The sequence below is a fragment of the Brachybacterium sp. J144 genome (assembly GCF_036321705.1).
In the GTDB taxonomy this organism is placed as follows: Bacteria; Actinomycetota; Actinomycetes; order Actinomycetales; family Dermabacteraceae; genus Brachybacterium.
Genome location: NZ_JAZDCG010000005.1, coordinates 110,882 through 126,044, shown reverse-complemented (window position 1 = coordinate 126,044; position 15,163 = coordinate 110,882). Strand labels below are relative to the sequence as shown.

The 15,163-nt window shown below is 73.8% G+C and carries 18 protein-coding genes; 9 read left to right on the top strand and 9 right to left on the bottom strand.

Going from position 1 to position 15,163, the window contains the following annotated elements; genetic code table 11:
• Positions 1-111: 111 nt before the first annotated feature.
• Positions 112-1,053: an SMP-30/gluconolactonase/LRE family protein gene (locus V1260_RS03695; protein WP_329745438.1), complete on the top strand. Its 942-nt coding sequence runs from the start codon at positions 112-114 to the stop codon at positions 1,051-1,053.
• Here the strand turns inward: V1260_RS03695 and V1260_RS03690 are convergent.
• The gene (locus tag V1260_RS03690; protein ID WP_329745437.1) at positions 1,028-2,014 is read right to left on the bottom strand and encodes a squalene cyclase; all 987 of its coding nucleotides are present in this window, start codon (positions 2,012-2,014) and stop codon (positions 1,028-1,030) included. The genes V1260_RS03695 and V1260_RS03690 overlap by 26 nt on opposite strands.
• An 83-nt stretch (positions 2,015-2,097) precedes the next feature.
• Here V1260_RS03690 and V1260_RS03685 point away from each other — a divergent pair, with 83 nt between their 5' ends.
• Positions 2,098-3,255, top strand: a complete 1,158-nt coding sequence (locus tag V1260_RS03685; RefSeq protein ID WP_329745436.1) for a benzoate/H(+) symporter BenE family transporter — start codon at positions 2,098-2,100, stop codon at positions 3,253-3,255.
• 22 nt (positions 3,256-3,277) lie between these two features.
• Here V1260_RS03685 and V1260_RS03680 read toward each other — a convergent pair whose 3' ends face one another.
• From V1260_RS03680 to V1260_RS03660, 5 genes are read right to left on the bottom strand one after another with little or no spacing between them, the layout of a single operon-like run.
• Positions 3,278-3,652, bottom strand: coding sequence for a DoxX family protein (locus V1260_RS03680; RefSeq protein WP_329745435.1), 375 nt, complete (start codon positions 3,650-3,652; stop codon positions 3,278-3,280).
• Between the two features lie 60 nt (positions 3,653-3,712).
• The gene (locus V1260_RS03675) at positions 3,713-4,597 is read right to left on the bottom strand and encodes a uroporphyrinogen-III synthase (RefSeq protein WP_329745434.1); all 885 of its coding nucleotides are present in this window, start codon (positions 4,595-4,597) and stop codon (positions 3,713-3,715) included.
• 4 nt (positions 4,598-4,601) lie between these two features.
• On the bottom strand, positions 4,602-5,519 hold the full coding sequence (locus V1260_RS03670) for an NYN domain-containing protein (protein WP_329745433.1): 918 nt from the start codon (positions 5,517-5,519) through the stop codon (positions 4,602-4,604).
• 4 nt (positions 5,520-5,523) lie between these two features.
• On the bottom strand, positions 5,524-5,889 hold the full coding sequence (locus tag V1260_RS03665; RefSeq protein WP_329745432.1) for a cupin domain-containing protein: 366 nt from the start codon (positions 5,887-5,889) through the stop codon (positions 5,524-5,526).
• A 1-nt stretch (position 5,890) separates the two neighbouring features.
• Complete coding sequence (locus V1260_RS03660) at positions 5,891-6,808, bottom strand: LysR family transcriptional regulator (RefSeq protein WP_329745431.1); 918 nt, start codon at positions 6,806-6,808, stop codon at positions 5,891-5,893.
• A gap of 71 nt (positions 6,809-6,879) precedes the next feature.
• On the opposite strand from V1260_RS03660, the gene V1260_RS03655 reads away from it, so the two are divergent.
• From V1260_RS03655 to V1260_RS03630, 6 genes are all read left to right on the top strand, one after another.
• Positions 6,880-7,932: a YeiH family protein gene (locus tag V1260_RS03655; protein WP_329745430.1), complete on the top strand. Its 1,053-nt coding sequence runs from the start codon at positions 6,880-6,882 to the stop codon at positions 7,930-7,932.
• A gap of 117 nt (positions 7,933-8,049) precedes the next feature.
• Positions 8,050-8,469 (top strand): TOBE domain-containing protein, encoded by a 420-nt coding sequence (locus V1260_RS03650; protein WP_329745429.1) that lies wholly within the window; start codon positions 8,050-8,052, stop codon positions 8,467-8,469.
• Entirely contained in the window at positions 8,466-9,239 is a 774-nt protein-coding gene (gene modA, locus V1260_RS03645; protein WP_329745428.1) for a molybdate ABC transporter substrate-binding protein, read from the top strand. The genes V1260_RS03650 and modA overlap by 4 nt, the downstream gene beginning before the upstream one ends.
• Complete coding sequence (locus V1260_RS03640; RefSeq protein ID WP_329745427.1) at positions 9,236-10,006, top strand: ABC transporter permease; 771 nt, start codon at positions 9,236-9,238, stop codon at positions 10,004-10,006. The genes modA and V1260_RS03640 overlap by 4 nt, the downstream gene beginning before the upstream one ends.
• Positions 10,003-11,013, top strand: a complete 1,011-nt coding sequence (locus V1260_RS03635) for an ABC transporter ATP-binding protein (protein WP_329745426.1) — start codon at positions 10,003-10,005, stop codon at positions 11,011-11,013. The genes V1260_RS03640 and V1260_RS03635 overlap by 4 nt, the downstream gene beginning before the upstream one ends.
• Positions 11,010-11,624 carry an endonuclease III gene (locus V1260_RS03630; RefSeq protein ID WP_329745425.1) on the top strand — a complete coding sequence of 205 codons (615 nt, stop codon included), beginning with the start codon at positions 11,010-11,012 and terminating at the stop codon, positions 11,622-11,624. The genes V1260_RS03635 and V1260_RS03630 overlap by 4 nt, the downstream gene beginning before the upstream one ends.
• On the opposite strand, the gene V1260_RS03625 is transcribed toward V1260_RS03630, so the two are convergent.
• A complete protein-coding gene (locus tag V1260_RS03625) occupies positions 11,587-12,078 on the bottom strand; it encodes an alpha/beta fold hydrolase (RefSeq protein WP_329745424.1) in 492 nt (163 codons plus the stop codon). The genes V1260_RS03630 and V1260_RS03625 overlap by 38 nt on opposite strands.
• Between V1260_RS03625 and V1260_RS03620 the strand changes: the two genes are divergently transcribed.
• Positions 12,065-12,544, top strand: a complete 480-nt coding sequence (locus V1260_RS03620) for a GyrI-like domain-containing protein (protein ID WP_329745423.1) — start codon at positions 12,065-12,067, stop codon at positions 12,542-12,544. The two genes, V1260_RS03625 and V1260_RS03620, sit on opposite strands and share 14 nt — an antisense overlap.
• Positions 12,545-13,090: 546 nt before the next feature.
• Here the strand turns inward: V1260_RS03620 and V1260_RS03615 are convergent.
• Together V1260_RS03615 and merA are read right to left on the bottom strand one after the other, a co-directional pair.
• The gene (locus V1260_RS03615; RefSeq protein ID WP_329745422.1) at positions 13,091-13,480 is read right to left on the bottom strand and encodes a heavy metal-responsive transcriptional regulator; all 390 of its coding nucleotides are present in this window, start codon (positions 13,478-13,480) and stop codon (positions 13,091-13,093) included.
• Between the two features lie 94 nt (positions 13,481-13,574).
• On the bottom strand, positions 13,575-15,017 hold the full coding sequence (merA, locus tag V1260_RS03610) for a mercury(II) reductase (protein WP_329745421.1): 1,443 nt from the start codon (positions 15,015-15,017) through the stop codon (positions 13,575-13,577).
• Between the last annotated feature and the right edge of the window lie 146 nt (positions 15,018-15,163).

Genomic DNA, 15,163 nt, shown 5'->3' with positions numbered 1-15,163 from the left:
CGATGCGGGGCGGCGCCTCTCGCCGTCCTCAGGGTGTCGTCGCGCGAGGTGCCGGGAATCGACAGGCTAGTCACCGATCCGTCGTGACGTGCAGCACCTAGGATCGGTTCCATGACGATCCCCGACCCGTCCCTGCTCGAGCCCGGCGCCGTTCTCGAGCGCGTCGCCACCGGTGCCAGCTGGGCGGAGGGACCGCTGTGGATCGCGGCGCGGCGGGCGGTGCGCTTCAGCGACATCCCCGGGAACCGGATCCTCGAGTACGCGGAGGAGACCGGGGAGCTGAGCGTCTTCGCCGAGGACGTCGAGTTCACCAACGGTCGTACCCTGGACCTCGACGGTACCGTGATCGAGTGCTCCCACGGCCGCCGCGCGGTGCAGCGCGACACCGCCGTCGCGCCGGGTGCCGCACACGCCCCGCAGCCCCTGGTCGATCGTTTCGGTGCGGTGCGGCTCAACTCCCCCAATGACGTCATTGTCGCCGCCGACGGGGCGATCTGGTTCACCGACCCGTCCTACGGGATCCGCAAGCCGGCCGAGGGGCACGTGGGCGAGGAGGAGTACGGGGACCGCTACGTGTTCCGGGTCGACCCCGCCTCGGGCGAGGTGCGCCCGGTGGTGATCGACGTGGAGGCGCCGAACGGGCTGGCCCTCTCCCCCGACGAGTCGCTGCTCTACGTCGCCGACTCCTCCCTCTCCCCGGCCGACGAGGAGCTCTCCGCGGGCCGGCCGCGCGGCCACGCGATCCACGTGTACGACGTGGTCGACGGGCGGCATGCGAAGAACGGCCGGGTGCTGGTCGAGATCGAGCCGGGGCTGCCCGACGGGATCCGCGTCGACGTCGAGGGTCGGATCTGGAGCTCCTCGGGTTCCGGGGTGCAGGTCTTCTCCCCAGCCGGGGAGTGCCTCGCGGAGATCCCGGTGCCCGAGCTGACGGCGAACCTGTGCTTCGGCGGGGACGACGGCCGGACCCTCTACGTGACGGCCTCGACGAGCCTGTACCGGATCCGCACCACCACGCGGGATGCGGTCAGCCGGCGTCGCGCCACCATCTGAGCACGCGCAGCGCCTCGAGGGTCACCCACCTCGAGGGCTGCCCCACGGGGTTGTCGACCTCGAACCAGATGTGACCCGGGAGCGCGTGCTGCTGCAGCCAGGTGCCGTCGGCCTGCTGCGCCTGCTCCACCATCCCCACGGCCGTGGCCATCCGCGGATCGCGGCGGTCCGCGCGCCGGAAGTGGTCGAGCGCCCGCAGCGCGCTGTAGACGTGCCGCGGCGGGTACAGGAAGTGGTCGACCCACGGGCCCCACTGCTCGCCCGTCGAGAGCCGATGGGTCAGCTCGCGCTCGAGCAGGTACTCCTCCCCCGCGGCGCGGGCCGCCCGGGTCTCCTCGGTGCCGCCGGTCGCCTGCTCGTGCAGGAGCAGGGCGCGCAGCGCGTTGAGGGTCGAGTGGACCGAGGAGCGGGTGCTGCCCTCGACCCATTCGCAGTTCCAGCCGCCGTCGGCCATCCGGTGCTCGACGAACCAAGTCGCGAGGTGCTCGACGTCGGCGCCGAGCCAGAGCCCGTTGGCCAGCGTCATGGCGTTGATGCAGCAGTCGACCTCCCCGCCCCAGTAGGGCAGGTCCTCGTACTCCCAGCGGGAGTTGCGCGCGAGCAGGCCGACGGTGTCGCGGGCGATCAGCGGCGCGGGGTCCATCCCCCATTCGCGCAGCGTGGTCATCGACCAGGTGGTCGCGGTCCACGGCTGGCCGGGCAGGTCCTTGGTCTCGGGATCGTCGAAGAAGCCGGCGGGGAAGAAGGCACCGCCCGCCCATTGCCCGTCCTCGCCCTGGTGGGAGAGCAGCTCCGCACCGAAGCCCTCGGTGGCGATACGGGCCCGGGTCGCCTCCCACTCGCTCGCCGGGCGGTCCAGCAGGTCGCGCTCGACCTGCCAGCGCAGGGTCGGATCGGAGTCCAGCAGCCAGGCGATCACGTCGGGGACGGGGGCGGGACCTGAGGGGGCAGCGTCGCTCATGGGGTGATCCTGCCACCGATCCGGCGCGTCCGAGCGGCGGGCGGCCGAGAACTCCGCACTACCGGGGACATACCCTCCGCACCATGACCGACCTCGCCCGCCCCGTCTCCGCCGGCGTGGTCGCCGGTCTGGTCGCCTTCACCAGCTCCTTCGTGGTGGTGCTCGCGGGCCTGCAGGCGGTGGGCGCGAGCCCCGTGCAGGCCGCGAGCGGGCTGCTCGCGGTGAGCGTGCTGATGGGGCTGTGCTCGATCCTGCTGTCGGTGTGGTCGCGCCTGCCGCTGACCATCGCCTGGTCGACCCCGGGCGCGGCGCTGCTCGCGACGACGGGGGCGGCCGACGGCGGCTGGCCCGCCGCGGTGGGGGCTTTCTGCGTGGTGGGTGTGCTGGTGCTGCTGACGGGGCTGGTGCCCGCGCTCTCCCATCTGATGAGCCGGATCCCGACGTCGATCGCCCAGGCGATGCTCGCCGGGGTGCTGCTGCAGCTGTGCCTCGGACCGGTGCTCGGAGTCGCCGCGAACCCGCTCGCCGTCGGACCCGTGATCGCGGTGTGGGCGCTCGCGCTGCGCCTCGCGCCGCGCTGGGCCTCTCCCCTCGCCTTCGGGGCCGCGGCGACGGTCATCGTCGTGTCCGTGCTCCGCCCGGGCGGCGGCGTGCCGGTCTCGGCGCTCGCGCCCCGGGTGGAGCTGACGGTGCCGCAGCTCGACCCCGGGGCGCTCGTGGGGATCGCCCTGCCGTTGTACCTGGTCACGATGGCCTCGCAGAACGTGCCGGGGGTCGCGGTGATGCGGGGGCTGGGCTATGAGGTGCCGTGGCGGCGCTCGATGCTGGTCACCGGGGCAGGCACCCTCGTCGGCGCGCCGCTCGGCGGGCACGGCGTGAACCTCGCGGCGATCACGGCGGCCCTCGCCGCGGGGCCGGAGGCCGGGGAGGACCGCTCCCGGCGCTGGGTGGCGAGCGGGACCTACGGGGTTGTGCTCGTGGTGCTGGGCCTCGGCGCGGCGGCGTTCACGCAGCTGATCGGTCTCGCCCCCGAGGGCGTGATCGCCGCGGTCGCGGGGCTCGCCCTGATCTCGACCTTCGTCTCCTCGCTGCGGGCGGCGCTGGCCGAGCCCGCCGAGCAGATCCCCGCGGGCGTCACGGTGCTGATCGCCGCCTCGGGTGTGGCGGTCGCGGGGATCAGCGCCGCCTTCTGGGCGCTGCTCGCCGGGCTGCTGCTGCGGGCCCTGCTGCACCAACGCTGAGCTGCACCGGCGCCGCGCGGGATCAGAGCGGGTACGGCCCGAAGCGCGACCAGGCGAGCACCACGGAGGCGATCGCGAGCACGATCGCGGGCAGCGCCGCGGCGATGCCGTCCCCGCGGCGCACGTGCACCATGGCGGCGAAGACCATGGTGATCGCGAGACCGGCCGCCGCGGCGGAGACCAGCAGCGGCGCCACCCCGGTCACGGCGGGGAGGATCAGACCGACGGCGCCGAGCACCTCGAGCACCCCGATCCCGCGGATCCAGCTCTGCGGGAAGTCCTCGACATAGGGGGTGCGGCGGATCTGCTGCTCGCGGGGCGTGAGGATCTTCATCAGGCCGCTGCCCAGGAAGGCGGCGGTCAGCACGATGGCCAGGATCCACAGGAACACGTTCATGGCGCACACTCCTCGGTCGCCCGGGCGGGTGCTCGATTCTCCTCCCCGCGGGAGGTTCTGTCACGCGGACTCGCTGGTGGAGCCGCCGTAGTGCGCCACGACGGCGCGCACCAGGGACCCCAGGCGCATCCGCTCGGGCTGCAGGCTCGGCAGCTCGCGCTCCTCGAGCGGGGCGGCGGTGACGGGCCCGACGGCGGCGAGCAAAAGCTCCCCCGCCCGGGCCCGCTCCCGGATCGCGGGCAGCATCCCGGCGGCCTCGGCGTCCTCGAGCCAGGCCTGCGCACCGGGGGCGGAGGTGAAGACGACCGCGTCGGCCGCTCCCCCGCCCGCGTGCTCGACCGAGGCGCGCAGCGCCGCGGGGTCCTTCGTCGGCCCCCAGCGGTAGACGGTCAGGCTCACGACCTCGGCGCCCGCCCCGGTGAACAGGGCGTCCAGCCCGTCGGACCCCGAGCCGTGGTGCTGGACGGCGATCCGCGCCCCCGCGAGGTCGCGGGCGAGCAGATGCTCGGCGACCTCGGCGGCGACCTCGCCCTCAGCGGTCCAGGAGACGGACAGGCCCGCCCGCTGCACGGCGCCGCGGGCCTTCGGGCCGCGGGCCACGATCCGGGCGCCCGCGAGGGCGGTGCGCAGCTCCTCGCCGATGCCGGCCGCGTCGGCCGCCTCCATCCACCCGCGGAAGCCGATCCCGGTGAGGGCGACGAGGATCTGCGGCGGCGCGGTGATCAGCTCACGGCTGCGCTCGAGCAGCGCCGCATCATCGATGTGCGGAATGGTCGACATGGGCGGGGCGTGCTCGATCTCGGCGCCATGGCGGCGCAGCGCCGCGGAGAGCTCCTCCGCCTTGCGGTCCACGGCCACGACGATGCGGCGCCCGGAGAGCGCGGTCGAGAGCAACGGGGCGGCGCCGGGGGCGGCGGCGGCGGGGTCTGTGCGCGGGTCGGCCATCGGATCAGTCCTTCGCGCGAACGAGGCGTTCGTGCCCCGTCTCCTCGAGCACGGCGATGTCGGCGTTGGCCTTGAGGAAGTCGGAGAAGCTGCGGTGGCCGAGGGCCTTCTCGCTGAAGCTCGGGTCCATGCGGCGCATGTGGGTCTTCACGGCGGAGGAGTGCAGCCATTCCCCGTCGCCGCGGTCGCCGAGCTCGAGGGCGCGCTCGAGGAGGGCGGCGGCGACGGCATGGGGATCGTCCTCGACCGGCTCCTCCGCGGGGGTCGTGGCGTCCTCGCTGGTCCGGGTGCTCGCGGCGGGCTCGGGAGTCGCGCGGCGACGCCGACGGGAGGGGCCGGAGCGCTCGGTCCCGGTGAGCTCGACCCCGGGCAGGTTGTCGTAGGACTCGAACTCGTCGCACGCGGCGGCGAGGGACTTCGCGGTCGAGCCGGCCACGCCCATGGCGACCACGTAGCGGCCGAGGCGTCGGCAGCGCTGGGCGAGGGGGACGTAGTCGGAGTCGCCCGCGACGATGACCACGTGGGTGAGGTCGGGGGTGCGGAACATGTCCTCGACGGTGTCGACGGCGAGGCGGATGTCGGCGCCGTTCTTCGCGTAGGCGGCGGCGGGGAAGAGCTGGACCAGGTCGACGGCGCGGGAGACCAGCTGGTCGCGGTACTCGGCGTTGACCGGGGAGGACCAGTCGGCGTAGGCGCGGGTGAGCATGACGGTGCCGTAGGAGGCGGCGAAGTCGATGATCGCGCCGACGTCGACGGTCGCGGCGGCGAGCCGCTCGGCGATCTCGGGGGCGGTGGGGTCCTCGGCGATCCGCTGTCGGTCGCGGCTGTACGCGTTGCGTCCGTGCACCCGGTCGTACCAGGACATGACGATGTTGTCGAAGTCGAGGTAGACGGCGATGCGGGGGTCGTGGATCTCTGCCATGGGGTCAGTCTGCCCCAGGTGCGGGCAGGTCCTCGCGCCGACCGATACGCAGCGCCTGCCGGCGGCGGTGCACGGTGAGGTACTCGAGCCCGTCGGCCCCGGCCCGGAATCCGCGCCGGGTGCGGCGCGGCAGGAGCGCGAGGTCGCCGGGGGCGAGCTCCTCCTCGCCGTCGTCGGTGACGAGCGTGCCGGAGCCGCGGACGACGTGCATCAGCGTGTCGACCTCGGCGCCGAGGTGGGCGGGGATCTCGTCCCCGGCGGGCAGGCGGATGAGGTTGGCGTCGAGCTCGCGGTCGTGGCCGGTGAGGGACCAGACGGCGCCGCGGCGCGGCAGGTCGGGCTGCTCGGAGGTGCGGGTGAGGATCGGCATGTCAGCTCCTGGGGGCAGGGGGCGAGGTGGCGACGTCGAGGAGGTCGGCGGCCGGGCCGCTGAGGCGGCGCGGTCCCTTCCACACGGCGGTCAGGGGGCGGCGCAGGCGGGCACCGCCGACGGGGACGCGGTGGAGCTGTCCGGAGCCGAGGGCGTCGCGGACGGCGAGCATCGAGAGCACGGCGGGTCCGGCGCCGGAGGCGACGGCGATGCGCACCGCGGCGTTGCTGCCGAGCTCCTGGACGGGGTCGGTGCGGGCGGCGGCGGGGACGAGCTCCTCGAAGGCGTCGCGGGTGCCGGAGCCGCCCTCGCGCACCACGAGCGGCGTCGCGGCGAGCTCCGCGAGCGGCAGCGGCTCCTCCCGGGAGGCCCAGGGATGGCCGGGGGCGACGACCACCACGAGCTCGTCCTCGCGCAGCATGAGCGCGTGCACGGTGCGGGGCACGTGCGGGGTCTCGACGAATCCGAGCTGCAGGTGGCCATCGTGGATGCCGGCGAGGACGCGGGTGGAGTTGAGCACCTCGAGGTCGACCCGCACGCGGGGGCTGCGGCGCCGCAGCTCGGCGAGCCAGGCGGGCAGGAGGTGCTCGGCGATGGTCATGCTCACGCCCACGTGCAGCTCGCGGGAGTCCTCGTCGCGGCTGTGCTGCAGCCACGCGGAGAACTCGTCCGCCACCGCGATGAGTTCCCGGGCGTGGGCGGCGTAGAGCAGTCCGGCGGAGGTGGGGCGGGAGCCGCGGGGGTCGCGCTCGAGGAGCGCGGTGCCGGCCTCGGCCTCGAGCTGGGCGATGACCCGGCTGGCGTTGGGCTGGTGGAGGCCGAGGCGCCGAGCACCCGCCCCGAGGCCGCCCTCGTCGACCACGGCGAGGAAGAGCTGCAGGGAGGCGAGGTTCGGGAGTCGGGAGGGCACCTCAGGCATATCAGAATCATATGCCCCGCTCGCGAACTGCTCTCTACCGGAAGCGTTCTCACGCCGACACAGTAGGTCACATGCACGAGACCCTCTCCCCCGTCGCCCCGGCCGTCGACACCCGCGAGCATCGCCCGTCCCGTGTCGCGGGGGATCTGCGGAGGATCACCCCCGGTCTGCTGCTCGCCCTGGGCGTCGCGGGAGGGTCGATGCTGCTCGTGCCACTGCTGCCGGGGGTGAGCGCGCTCGTGGTCGCGATCGTCGTCGGCATCGTGCTGGCCAACGCCACCTCCCTCCCGGAGACCCTCGCGCCCGGTCTCTCCCTCGCCGCGAAGCGCCTGCTGCGCGTCGGCATCGTGCTGCTCGGGCTGCAGGTCGCCCTCGGCGACCTCCTCGCCCTCGGCGCCCCGATGCTGCTGGTGGTCCTCGCGGTCGTGACCCTGGGGATCCTCGGCACGGTGCGGCTCGGCCAGCTGCTCGGCGTGGAGCGCGGGCTGACGCTGCTGATCGCCTGCGGCTTCTCGATCTGCGGGGCCGCCGCCGTGGCCGCGGCCGCCGGGGTGACCGATCCCGAAGACGAGCACGAGGAGCGCACCATCACCGCGATCGCGCTCGTGGTGCTGTGTGGGACGGTGATGATCGCGGCGGTGCCGGCCCTCGCCGCGCTCCTGCATCTGGCGCCCGGGACGGCGGGGCGCTGGGCCGGGGCCTCGATCCACGAGGTGGCCCAGGTGGTCGCCGCGGGCGGCGCCCTCGGCGGCGGGGCGCTCGCCGTGGCGGTCGTTGTCAAGCTCGCCCGGGTGGTGCTGCTCGCCCCGGTGATGGCGGTGCTCAGCCTCCAGCAGCGCCGCGCGGGGCGGGCCGACGGGACGCGGCCTCCGCTGGTTCCGCTGTTCGTGCTCGGCTTCCTGGCGATGGTGGCGCTGCGCTCGATCGTCCCGCTGCCGTCGGTCGCACTCGAGGCCGGCTCGTTCCTGCAGACCCTGCTGCTGGCCGCGGCGATGTTCGCCCTCGGGACCGGGGTGCGACTGCGGCGGCTACTGCAGGTGGGCGGCCGGCCCGTCGTGCTCGCCGCCCTCTCGACGCTGCTGGTCGCCGGGATCGGGCTCGGCGGCGTGCTGCTGGCCGGCTGATCCGTCGGCCCACCGCACCGCTCACGGTCCGCACCGTTCGCGCCGCGGAGAGTCCCACCGCTCCTTGAGGACGGTCTGCCTGTTGTTCGCCGCACCTGCGGGTTTAGACTGCCCTTCATGACGCAATTGCGGGTACGCGAGGCGGCCACCTTCCTCGGGGTCAGCGAGGACACGGTGCGCCGATGGATCGAGAAGGGCACGATGCCCGCGGGCACCGACGCCGCCGGGCGCCGGGTGCTCGAGGGCACGGAGGTCGCGCGGCTCGCCCGCAAGCTGGCCGTGACCCCCGAGGCGCACGGGCGGACCGCCTCGTCAGCCCGCAACCGATTCGTCGGCCTCGTGACCGAGGTCGTGATGGACACCGTCATGGCCCAGGTGGAGCTGCAGTGCGGCCCCTTCCGGGTCGTGTCCCTGATGAGCAGCGAGGCCGCGCGCGAGCTGGGGCTCGAGCCCGGCAAGGTCGCGAGCGCCGTCGTCAAGGCCACCACGGTCGTCATCGAGGCGGCCCCCGAGCTCCGAGAAGGAGCCTCCCGATGAGGAACCCCATCCGCCTGCTCGCCGCGGCCGCGGCCCTCGCCCTCCTCGCCGCCGGCTGCGGCGGCGGCGGCGAGGAGGCCGGATCCGCCGAGGAGGCGGTCACCCTGCAGGTCTTCGCCGCCGCGTCCCTGCAGGAGCCGTTCGAGGAGTTCGGGCAGCAGTTCGAGGACGAGCACGACGGCGTCACCGTCGAGTTCAACGTCGCCGGCTCCTCGACCCTCGTCGAGCAGATCCAGCAGGGCGCCCCCGCAGACGTCTTCGCCTCCGCCGACGAACGGAACATGGCCAAGCTCACCGACGTCGGGCTCGAGGCCGCCGATCCCGTCGACTTCACGACGAACACCCTGATGATCGCCGTCCCGGCCGGGAACCCCGGGGGCGTCACCGATCTGGCCTCCCTCACCGAGGAGGGGCTGAACCTCGTGGTCTGCGCGCCGGAGGTGCCGTGCGGCGCCGCGTCCGAGACCGTCGAGCAGGCGGCCGGGCTCGAGTTCTCCCCCGTGAGCGAGGAGCAGTCCGTCACCGACGTGCTGAACAAGGTCACGAGCGGCGAGGCGGATGCGGGCCTGGTCTACGTCACCGACGTCCGCAAGGCCGGGGACGCGGTGGAGGGCATCGCCTTCCCGGAGGCTTCGAAGGCGGTGAACGTCTACCCGATCACGACGGTGAAGGACGCGGCGCATGCCGAGCTGGGCCAGGAGTTCATCGACCTCGTGACCGGTGAGGCGGGGCAGTCGGTCCTCGCCGAGTACGGCTTCGGCGGCGCATGAGCTCCCTCCCCCGCTGGGTCCTGATCCCCGCTGTCCTCGGCGGGCTGTTCGTGCTCGTGCCGCTCCTCGCGCTCGCGAGCCGGGTGGAGTGGACCGGGTACTGGGCGTTGATCACCTCGGAGTCCTCGCTCGCGGCGCTGCGGCTGAGCCTGCAGACCTCGCTCACCACCGCGGTGCTGTGCGTGCTGCTGGGGGTGCCGATGGCGCTGCTGCTGGCCCGGTCGAGTTTCCGCGGGCTGTCGCTGCTGCGCTCGCTCGTGCTGATCCCGCTGGTGCTCCCGCCGGTGGTGGGCGGCATCGCGCTGCTCTACACCGTCGGCCGGCAGGGTCTGCTGGGGCGGCACCTTGAGGTGCTGGGGGTGCAGATCGCCTTCTCCACCACCGCCGTGGTGCTCGCCCAGACCTTCGTGGCGCTGCCCTTCCTGGTGCTGAGCCTCGAGGGGGCGCTGCGCACGGCGGGGACCCGTTACGAGCAGGCCGCCGCGTCTCTCGGCGCGCGGCCCACGCGCGTCCTCACCCACATCACGCTGCCGCTCGTGCTGCCCGCCCTCGGCTCCGGGACCGTGCTGTCCTTCGCCCGGGCGCTCGGCGAATTCGGGGCGACGATCACCGTGGCCGGCTCGCTGCAGGGCACCACCCGGACCCTGCCGCTCGAGATCTACCTCCGACGCGAGAGCGACCCCGCGGCGGCCGTCGCGCTGTCCTTCCTGCTGATGCTGGTCGCGATCGTGGTCATCGCCCTCGCACACCGGCGGAGTGCGGCATGAGCCTGTCGCTGCGCGCCGCGGTCACCGAGCGCCGGGTGGACCTGGAGATCGAGGTCGCCGCCGGGGAGACCGTCGCGCTGATCGGTCCGAACGGGGCGGGGAAGTCGACGGCTCTCGCCCTCGTCGCGGGCACCCTCCGCCCGTCCTCCGGCGAGGTCGCGCTCGACGGGCGGATCCTCTCGGGGCCCCGCGCGTGGGTCCCGCCACACCGGCGCCGGGTGACGACCCTCGGACAGGATCCGGTGCTCTTCCCGCATCTCACCGCGGCGGGCAACATCCGCTTCGCCCTGCGCTCCCAGGGGATGGCGCGGTCGCGGGCGCGGGAGGAATCCCATCGCTGGCTGGACGAGCTGGGGATCGGTGCGCTCGCGGGGCGTCGGCCGACGCAGCTGTCCGGCGGGCAGGCGCAGCGGGTCGCGATCGCCCGCGCCCTCGCCGCGGATCCCCGGCTGCTGCTGCTGGACGAGCCGATGGCGGCGCTCGACGTCGATGTCGCGCCGACGCTCCGCGAGCAGCTGCGCGACTTCCTCGCCGAGCGGACCGCGCTGATCGTCAGCCACGACGTGCTCGACGTGCTCACCCTCGCCGACCGCGTCATCGTGCTGGATCAGGGCACGGTCCGGGAGCAGGGGCCGACGGCCGAGCTGCTCGCCCGCCCCCGTACGGCATTCGCGGCCCGTTTCGCCGGGCTGAACCTGGTCAGCGGCACCTGGGACGGGAGTCGCGTGGCGCTCGGGGGCGGCGAGGGCCTCTCCGCCCGCTGCGCGTTCGTCCCGGGCACGGCGGTCCTCGCCGCCTTCCGCCCGGCCGCGGTGCGGCTCGTCGAGGACGGCGGACTGCCACGCACCGTACAGAGCCTCGCCCCGCGCGGGGACCTGGTGCGGGTGCAGACCGAGGACCTCGCCGCCGACCTCCCTCCCCAGGAGGTCGCCCGCCGTCATCTGGTGCCGGGCACCGCGGTGCGGCTGGCGGTCGCCGCGGAGGACGTGACAGCCTACGAGGCGTGATCGACCTCCGGGACCTGCAGCGGGAGCTGCTCGCCCGCCACGGCCCGCTGGGCTGGTGGTGGCCCGGGGAGGAGCCCTTCGAGATCGCGCTCGGCGCGGTGCTGGTCCAGCGCAGCCGCTGGGAGCAGGCCGCCGCGGCGCTCGCGGCGCTCGCCGACGCGGGCCTCCGGGAGGCCGCCCCGCTCGCCGCGGCCGAGGAGGAGCGGGTGCGGGAGCTGGTCCGCGCCGCCGGCTTCCCGCGCACGAAACCGCGTCGCGTGCAGGCGCTGGCCACCTGGTGGGCGGCGCGCGCCGTCCCGGCGGCGGACCTCCCGGACGAGGCGCTGCGTCGCGAGCTGCTGGGCGTCGAGGGTATCGGCGAGGAGACGGCCGACGCGATCTCGCTCTACTGCTTCCGTCGGCCCGCGTTCCTGTGCGACGAGTACGCCCGGCGGGCCCTCGCAGCCCGGGGCGCCGAGGTGCCCGGGTCCTACCGAGCCTTCGCCCGGGCGATCCGCCCCGCGCTCGCGGTGGCGGGATTCAGCGTGCCGGAGCTCGCGGAGCTGCACGGGCTGATCGTCGAGGAGGGGAAGCTCAGAGGGCGCCGAGGAGCCGGAGCACCTCGCCCGTGAACCGCTCCGGCGCCTCGAGATTCGGGTAGTGGGCCGCCTCGGGGATCTCGACATGGCGGGAGGGCCCGCCGACCGAGCGCGCGAGCCGCGCGCCCATCGCGCGATGGTCGTCCCCGTCGAGCGCCCCGGAGAGGGCGAGCACGGGGACGGTGATCGACCCGAGGCGATCCCAGGTGCCGGTGACCGGGGTGGGCGGCTCCGGCGGCAGCGGCAGCCCGTCGGGTCCGACCCGCAGGTGCTCGGCCAGGGTGTCGCGGGCCATGGTGTCGATGAGCTCCCACACCGCCGGATCGACCTGCTCGCGGGTGCGATGCGGTCCCGCCGTGAAGCGCTGGAAGACAGCGATCCACGCCTCGGCGTCCCGGCCCTGCTCCGCCTCGCGCCAGTCGGCGAAGGCCTGCAGCGCCCAGGGGTCGGCGAACTCCGGCTCGCTGGTCCCGGTGCGGCTGATCACGGAGTACAAGGCGGCGCTCGGGGCGCTCTACCCGCTCGCCTACCGGCTGACGTTCCGCTCGACGCGGGAACTGGGCCGGGATGACGTGGTCCCGCCGCTCGAAGGTCTGTGGTGGGCCGAGGATATGGAGGCCTTCACCTCCCGGTGCGACAAGGACCGCTGGCAGTGGCGGCTGATGCTCATGACGCCCGAGTGGATCACCGCCGCCGACGTGGACGCGGTGAGGGAGGGCTCCGCGGTCCGTTGGGAGGAGTTCGAGGGAGGGCTCTGCGTGCAGACCCTGCACGTCGGCCCGTATGACGCCGAGGGGCCCGTGCTCGAGCGGATGCACGATGAGGAGATTCCGTCTCGCGGCCTCGAGCGGACCGGCCTTCACCACGAGATCTATCTCGGGGATCCGCGACGGGCCGCCCCAGAGCGTCTGCGCACGGTGCTGCGCCAGCCGGTGCGCCGACTCCAGCCCTGAGGCGAGACCGTCCCGGGACGGCTCGGCTCAGTCCAGGCCGTCCGCCACGAGCTCGCAGCCGGCCTCGGTGATCTCGTGTTCCTGTCCCCAGCCGCCGACGATCCGACTCGTGCTCGTCACGCGCAGCCGATCCCCGTTGCCGGGGACCGGCATCGTTTGGTTGAGAATTATTCTCCGGCTGATCCGCGCGCAACAGTGATGCATCTCGTGCCGCGGGTGCTCGGTTGGCCAGGGAGCAGGTCCTCCGGATGTCACGTTGAGGTGTTCGGCGCTGCACGGTAGACAGATCTGTCACGAAATGCTCTGCGGGGCCATGCTCTCAACCGTGGCGACGTCGCGGTCTGGGTGCGCCACTGGGTATACCCCAGCGGGGCAGAGCGCCCGTGTCCTAGACAGCCCGTTATGGAACAGCCGTCTTTTTGATCGGGACGACGGTGGGCACGATGTGTGGATGTGATCGCTACATGGCGGTCTTCTGTGATCGCTAAGTGGCGGTCTGCGTCTGCGAGGAAACCCGTCATGGACCGGTATGCGTGCGGGCCCGCTTCACAAATAGCTGCAGATCTGCTGGGCATCGCACCGGGAGGGCTCGCCGTGAGCGGCGGTCTCGTAGTGCTCGGCCACGGTGGCGCGCCGGGCGGTGAGCTCGGCGATCTGCCGGTCCAGGGCCGTCAGCTGTCGGGCCAGCCGGTCGGCCACGTGGGCGCACGGGGGCTGGCCAGCGTCGCGGGTCCGCAGGATGTCCCGGATCTCGGCCAGGGTGAGTCCGGCGGCCCGGCCGCGGCGGATGAAGCGCAGGCGCGCAAGCGTCGCGGGCGGGTAGTCGCGGTACCCGTTGGCCGAGCGTGCGGCCGGGGGCAGCAGTCCCTGCTGCTCGTAGAACCGCAGGGCCTTGGGGGTCAGGCCGGCCGCTGCGGCGGCTTCACCAATACGCACGGCACACCTCGCTCCAGGACCGCCTCCGGGCCGGTCTCCTCGGGACAAGGCTACTGCCCGGCGGGGGGACGACCGGGGGCGGGGGTGCCGGGGTTCAGGCGGCGCAGCAGGAGAGCTTGGAGACGTCGGTGCGGAAGGACTGGGCGGCGATCTTCAGCCCCTCGGCCATCGTCAGGTACGGGCACCACAGGGTGGCGACCTGGTCGACCGTCATGCCCGCGGCCAGGAGGTAGACCCCGGCCGCGGCGAGCTCTCCGGCCTCCTTCGCCACCGCCGTGATGCCAACAATGCGCCCGGTGTCGGCGTCGGCGACGATCTTGACGAACCCGCGGGTGTCGCGGTTGACCCGGGCCCGCGGCACGTGCTCCAGGGGCAGGACCCGGCACTCGCAGCGGATGCCGGCCGCGCGGGCCTGCTGGTCGGTCATCCCGACCGCGCCCACGGCCGGGGTGGTGAAGGTGACCCGGGGCAGGTGGGTGTAGTCCAGCTCCTGGCCGGCGTCGTTGAAGGCATTCTCCACTGCGGTGACCCCGTGGGCGGAGGCGACGTAGACGAACTGCGGGTGGCCGGTGACGTCCCCGGCAGCCCACACCCGGGGGTGGGAGGTGCGCGTGCGGACATCGATGAGGACCTCCCCGTCCGCACCGGTCTCGACTCCGATCGCCGCGAGGTGTAGCCCTTCGGTCACCGGGCGCCGCCCGACCGCGACCAGCACGTGGGAGGCCCGGACCGTCTCCGGCCCGCCGGGTCCCGTGACGCTGGCGAGCACCTCCCCGGTGTCCGGGTCGGTGGCGACCGAGGAGAGGGTGGCGCGGCGGAGCACCCGGATCCCCTCGTCGGCGAAGACGCTCGCCAGGGTCCGGGAGACCTCGGGCTCCTCGTGGGAGGCCAGCCGCGAGCGGACGACCAGGGTCACCCGCGCGCCCAGCCGGGCGAAGAGCTGCGCCTGCTCCAGGGCCACGTAGCCGCCGCCGAGGATCAGCAGCGACTCCGGCAGCTCGGCCAGCTCCATGGCAGTGGTCGAGGTCAGGTAGTCGACCGCGCCCAGGCCCGGGATCTCCGGGACGACCGGGGCAGAGCCGGTGGCCACCAGGTAGTGGGCCGCTCGCACCCGTGACCGGGCGCCATCGGGCCCGGTGACCTCGAGCACCGGGTCCTGGGGGGTGCCGGCGAACGCCGCCTCGCCCCGGATCAGGTCCCAGCCGTACTCCCGGATCAGGTCGAGGTACTTCTCGGCCCGCATCGTCTCGACCAGCTCGGCCGTGCCCGTGGCCAGAGCCGGCATGTCCACCGGCCCCACGGTCGCGGTGATCCCGGGAAACCGGGTGGCGTCGAGCGCGGTGTGCCGGGCCGCGGCCGCGGCCAACAGCGCCTTGGACGGCACGCACCCCGTGTTCACACAGGTGCCCCCGACCGTGGCCCGCTCGATCATCACCACCCGCTTGCCCAGCGTGGTGGCACGGATCGCGGCGGCGAAGGCACCGCCCCCGGACCCGATGATCGCCAGGTCGACCTCTGAGGTGACAGCGTCCGACATGGGTCCTCCCAAAACCTTTGGGGAGGCCCCCGTGGCGCCTCCCGTGTGCAGTGTTGCCTTCAGCCTGCACCTTGCCCTGGAGGGGAAGGTCAAGCCGCCGAGGTGACCGCATCTCGCAAGCACTGGTTTCGGGAGCCCCGCCCGCA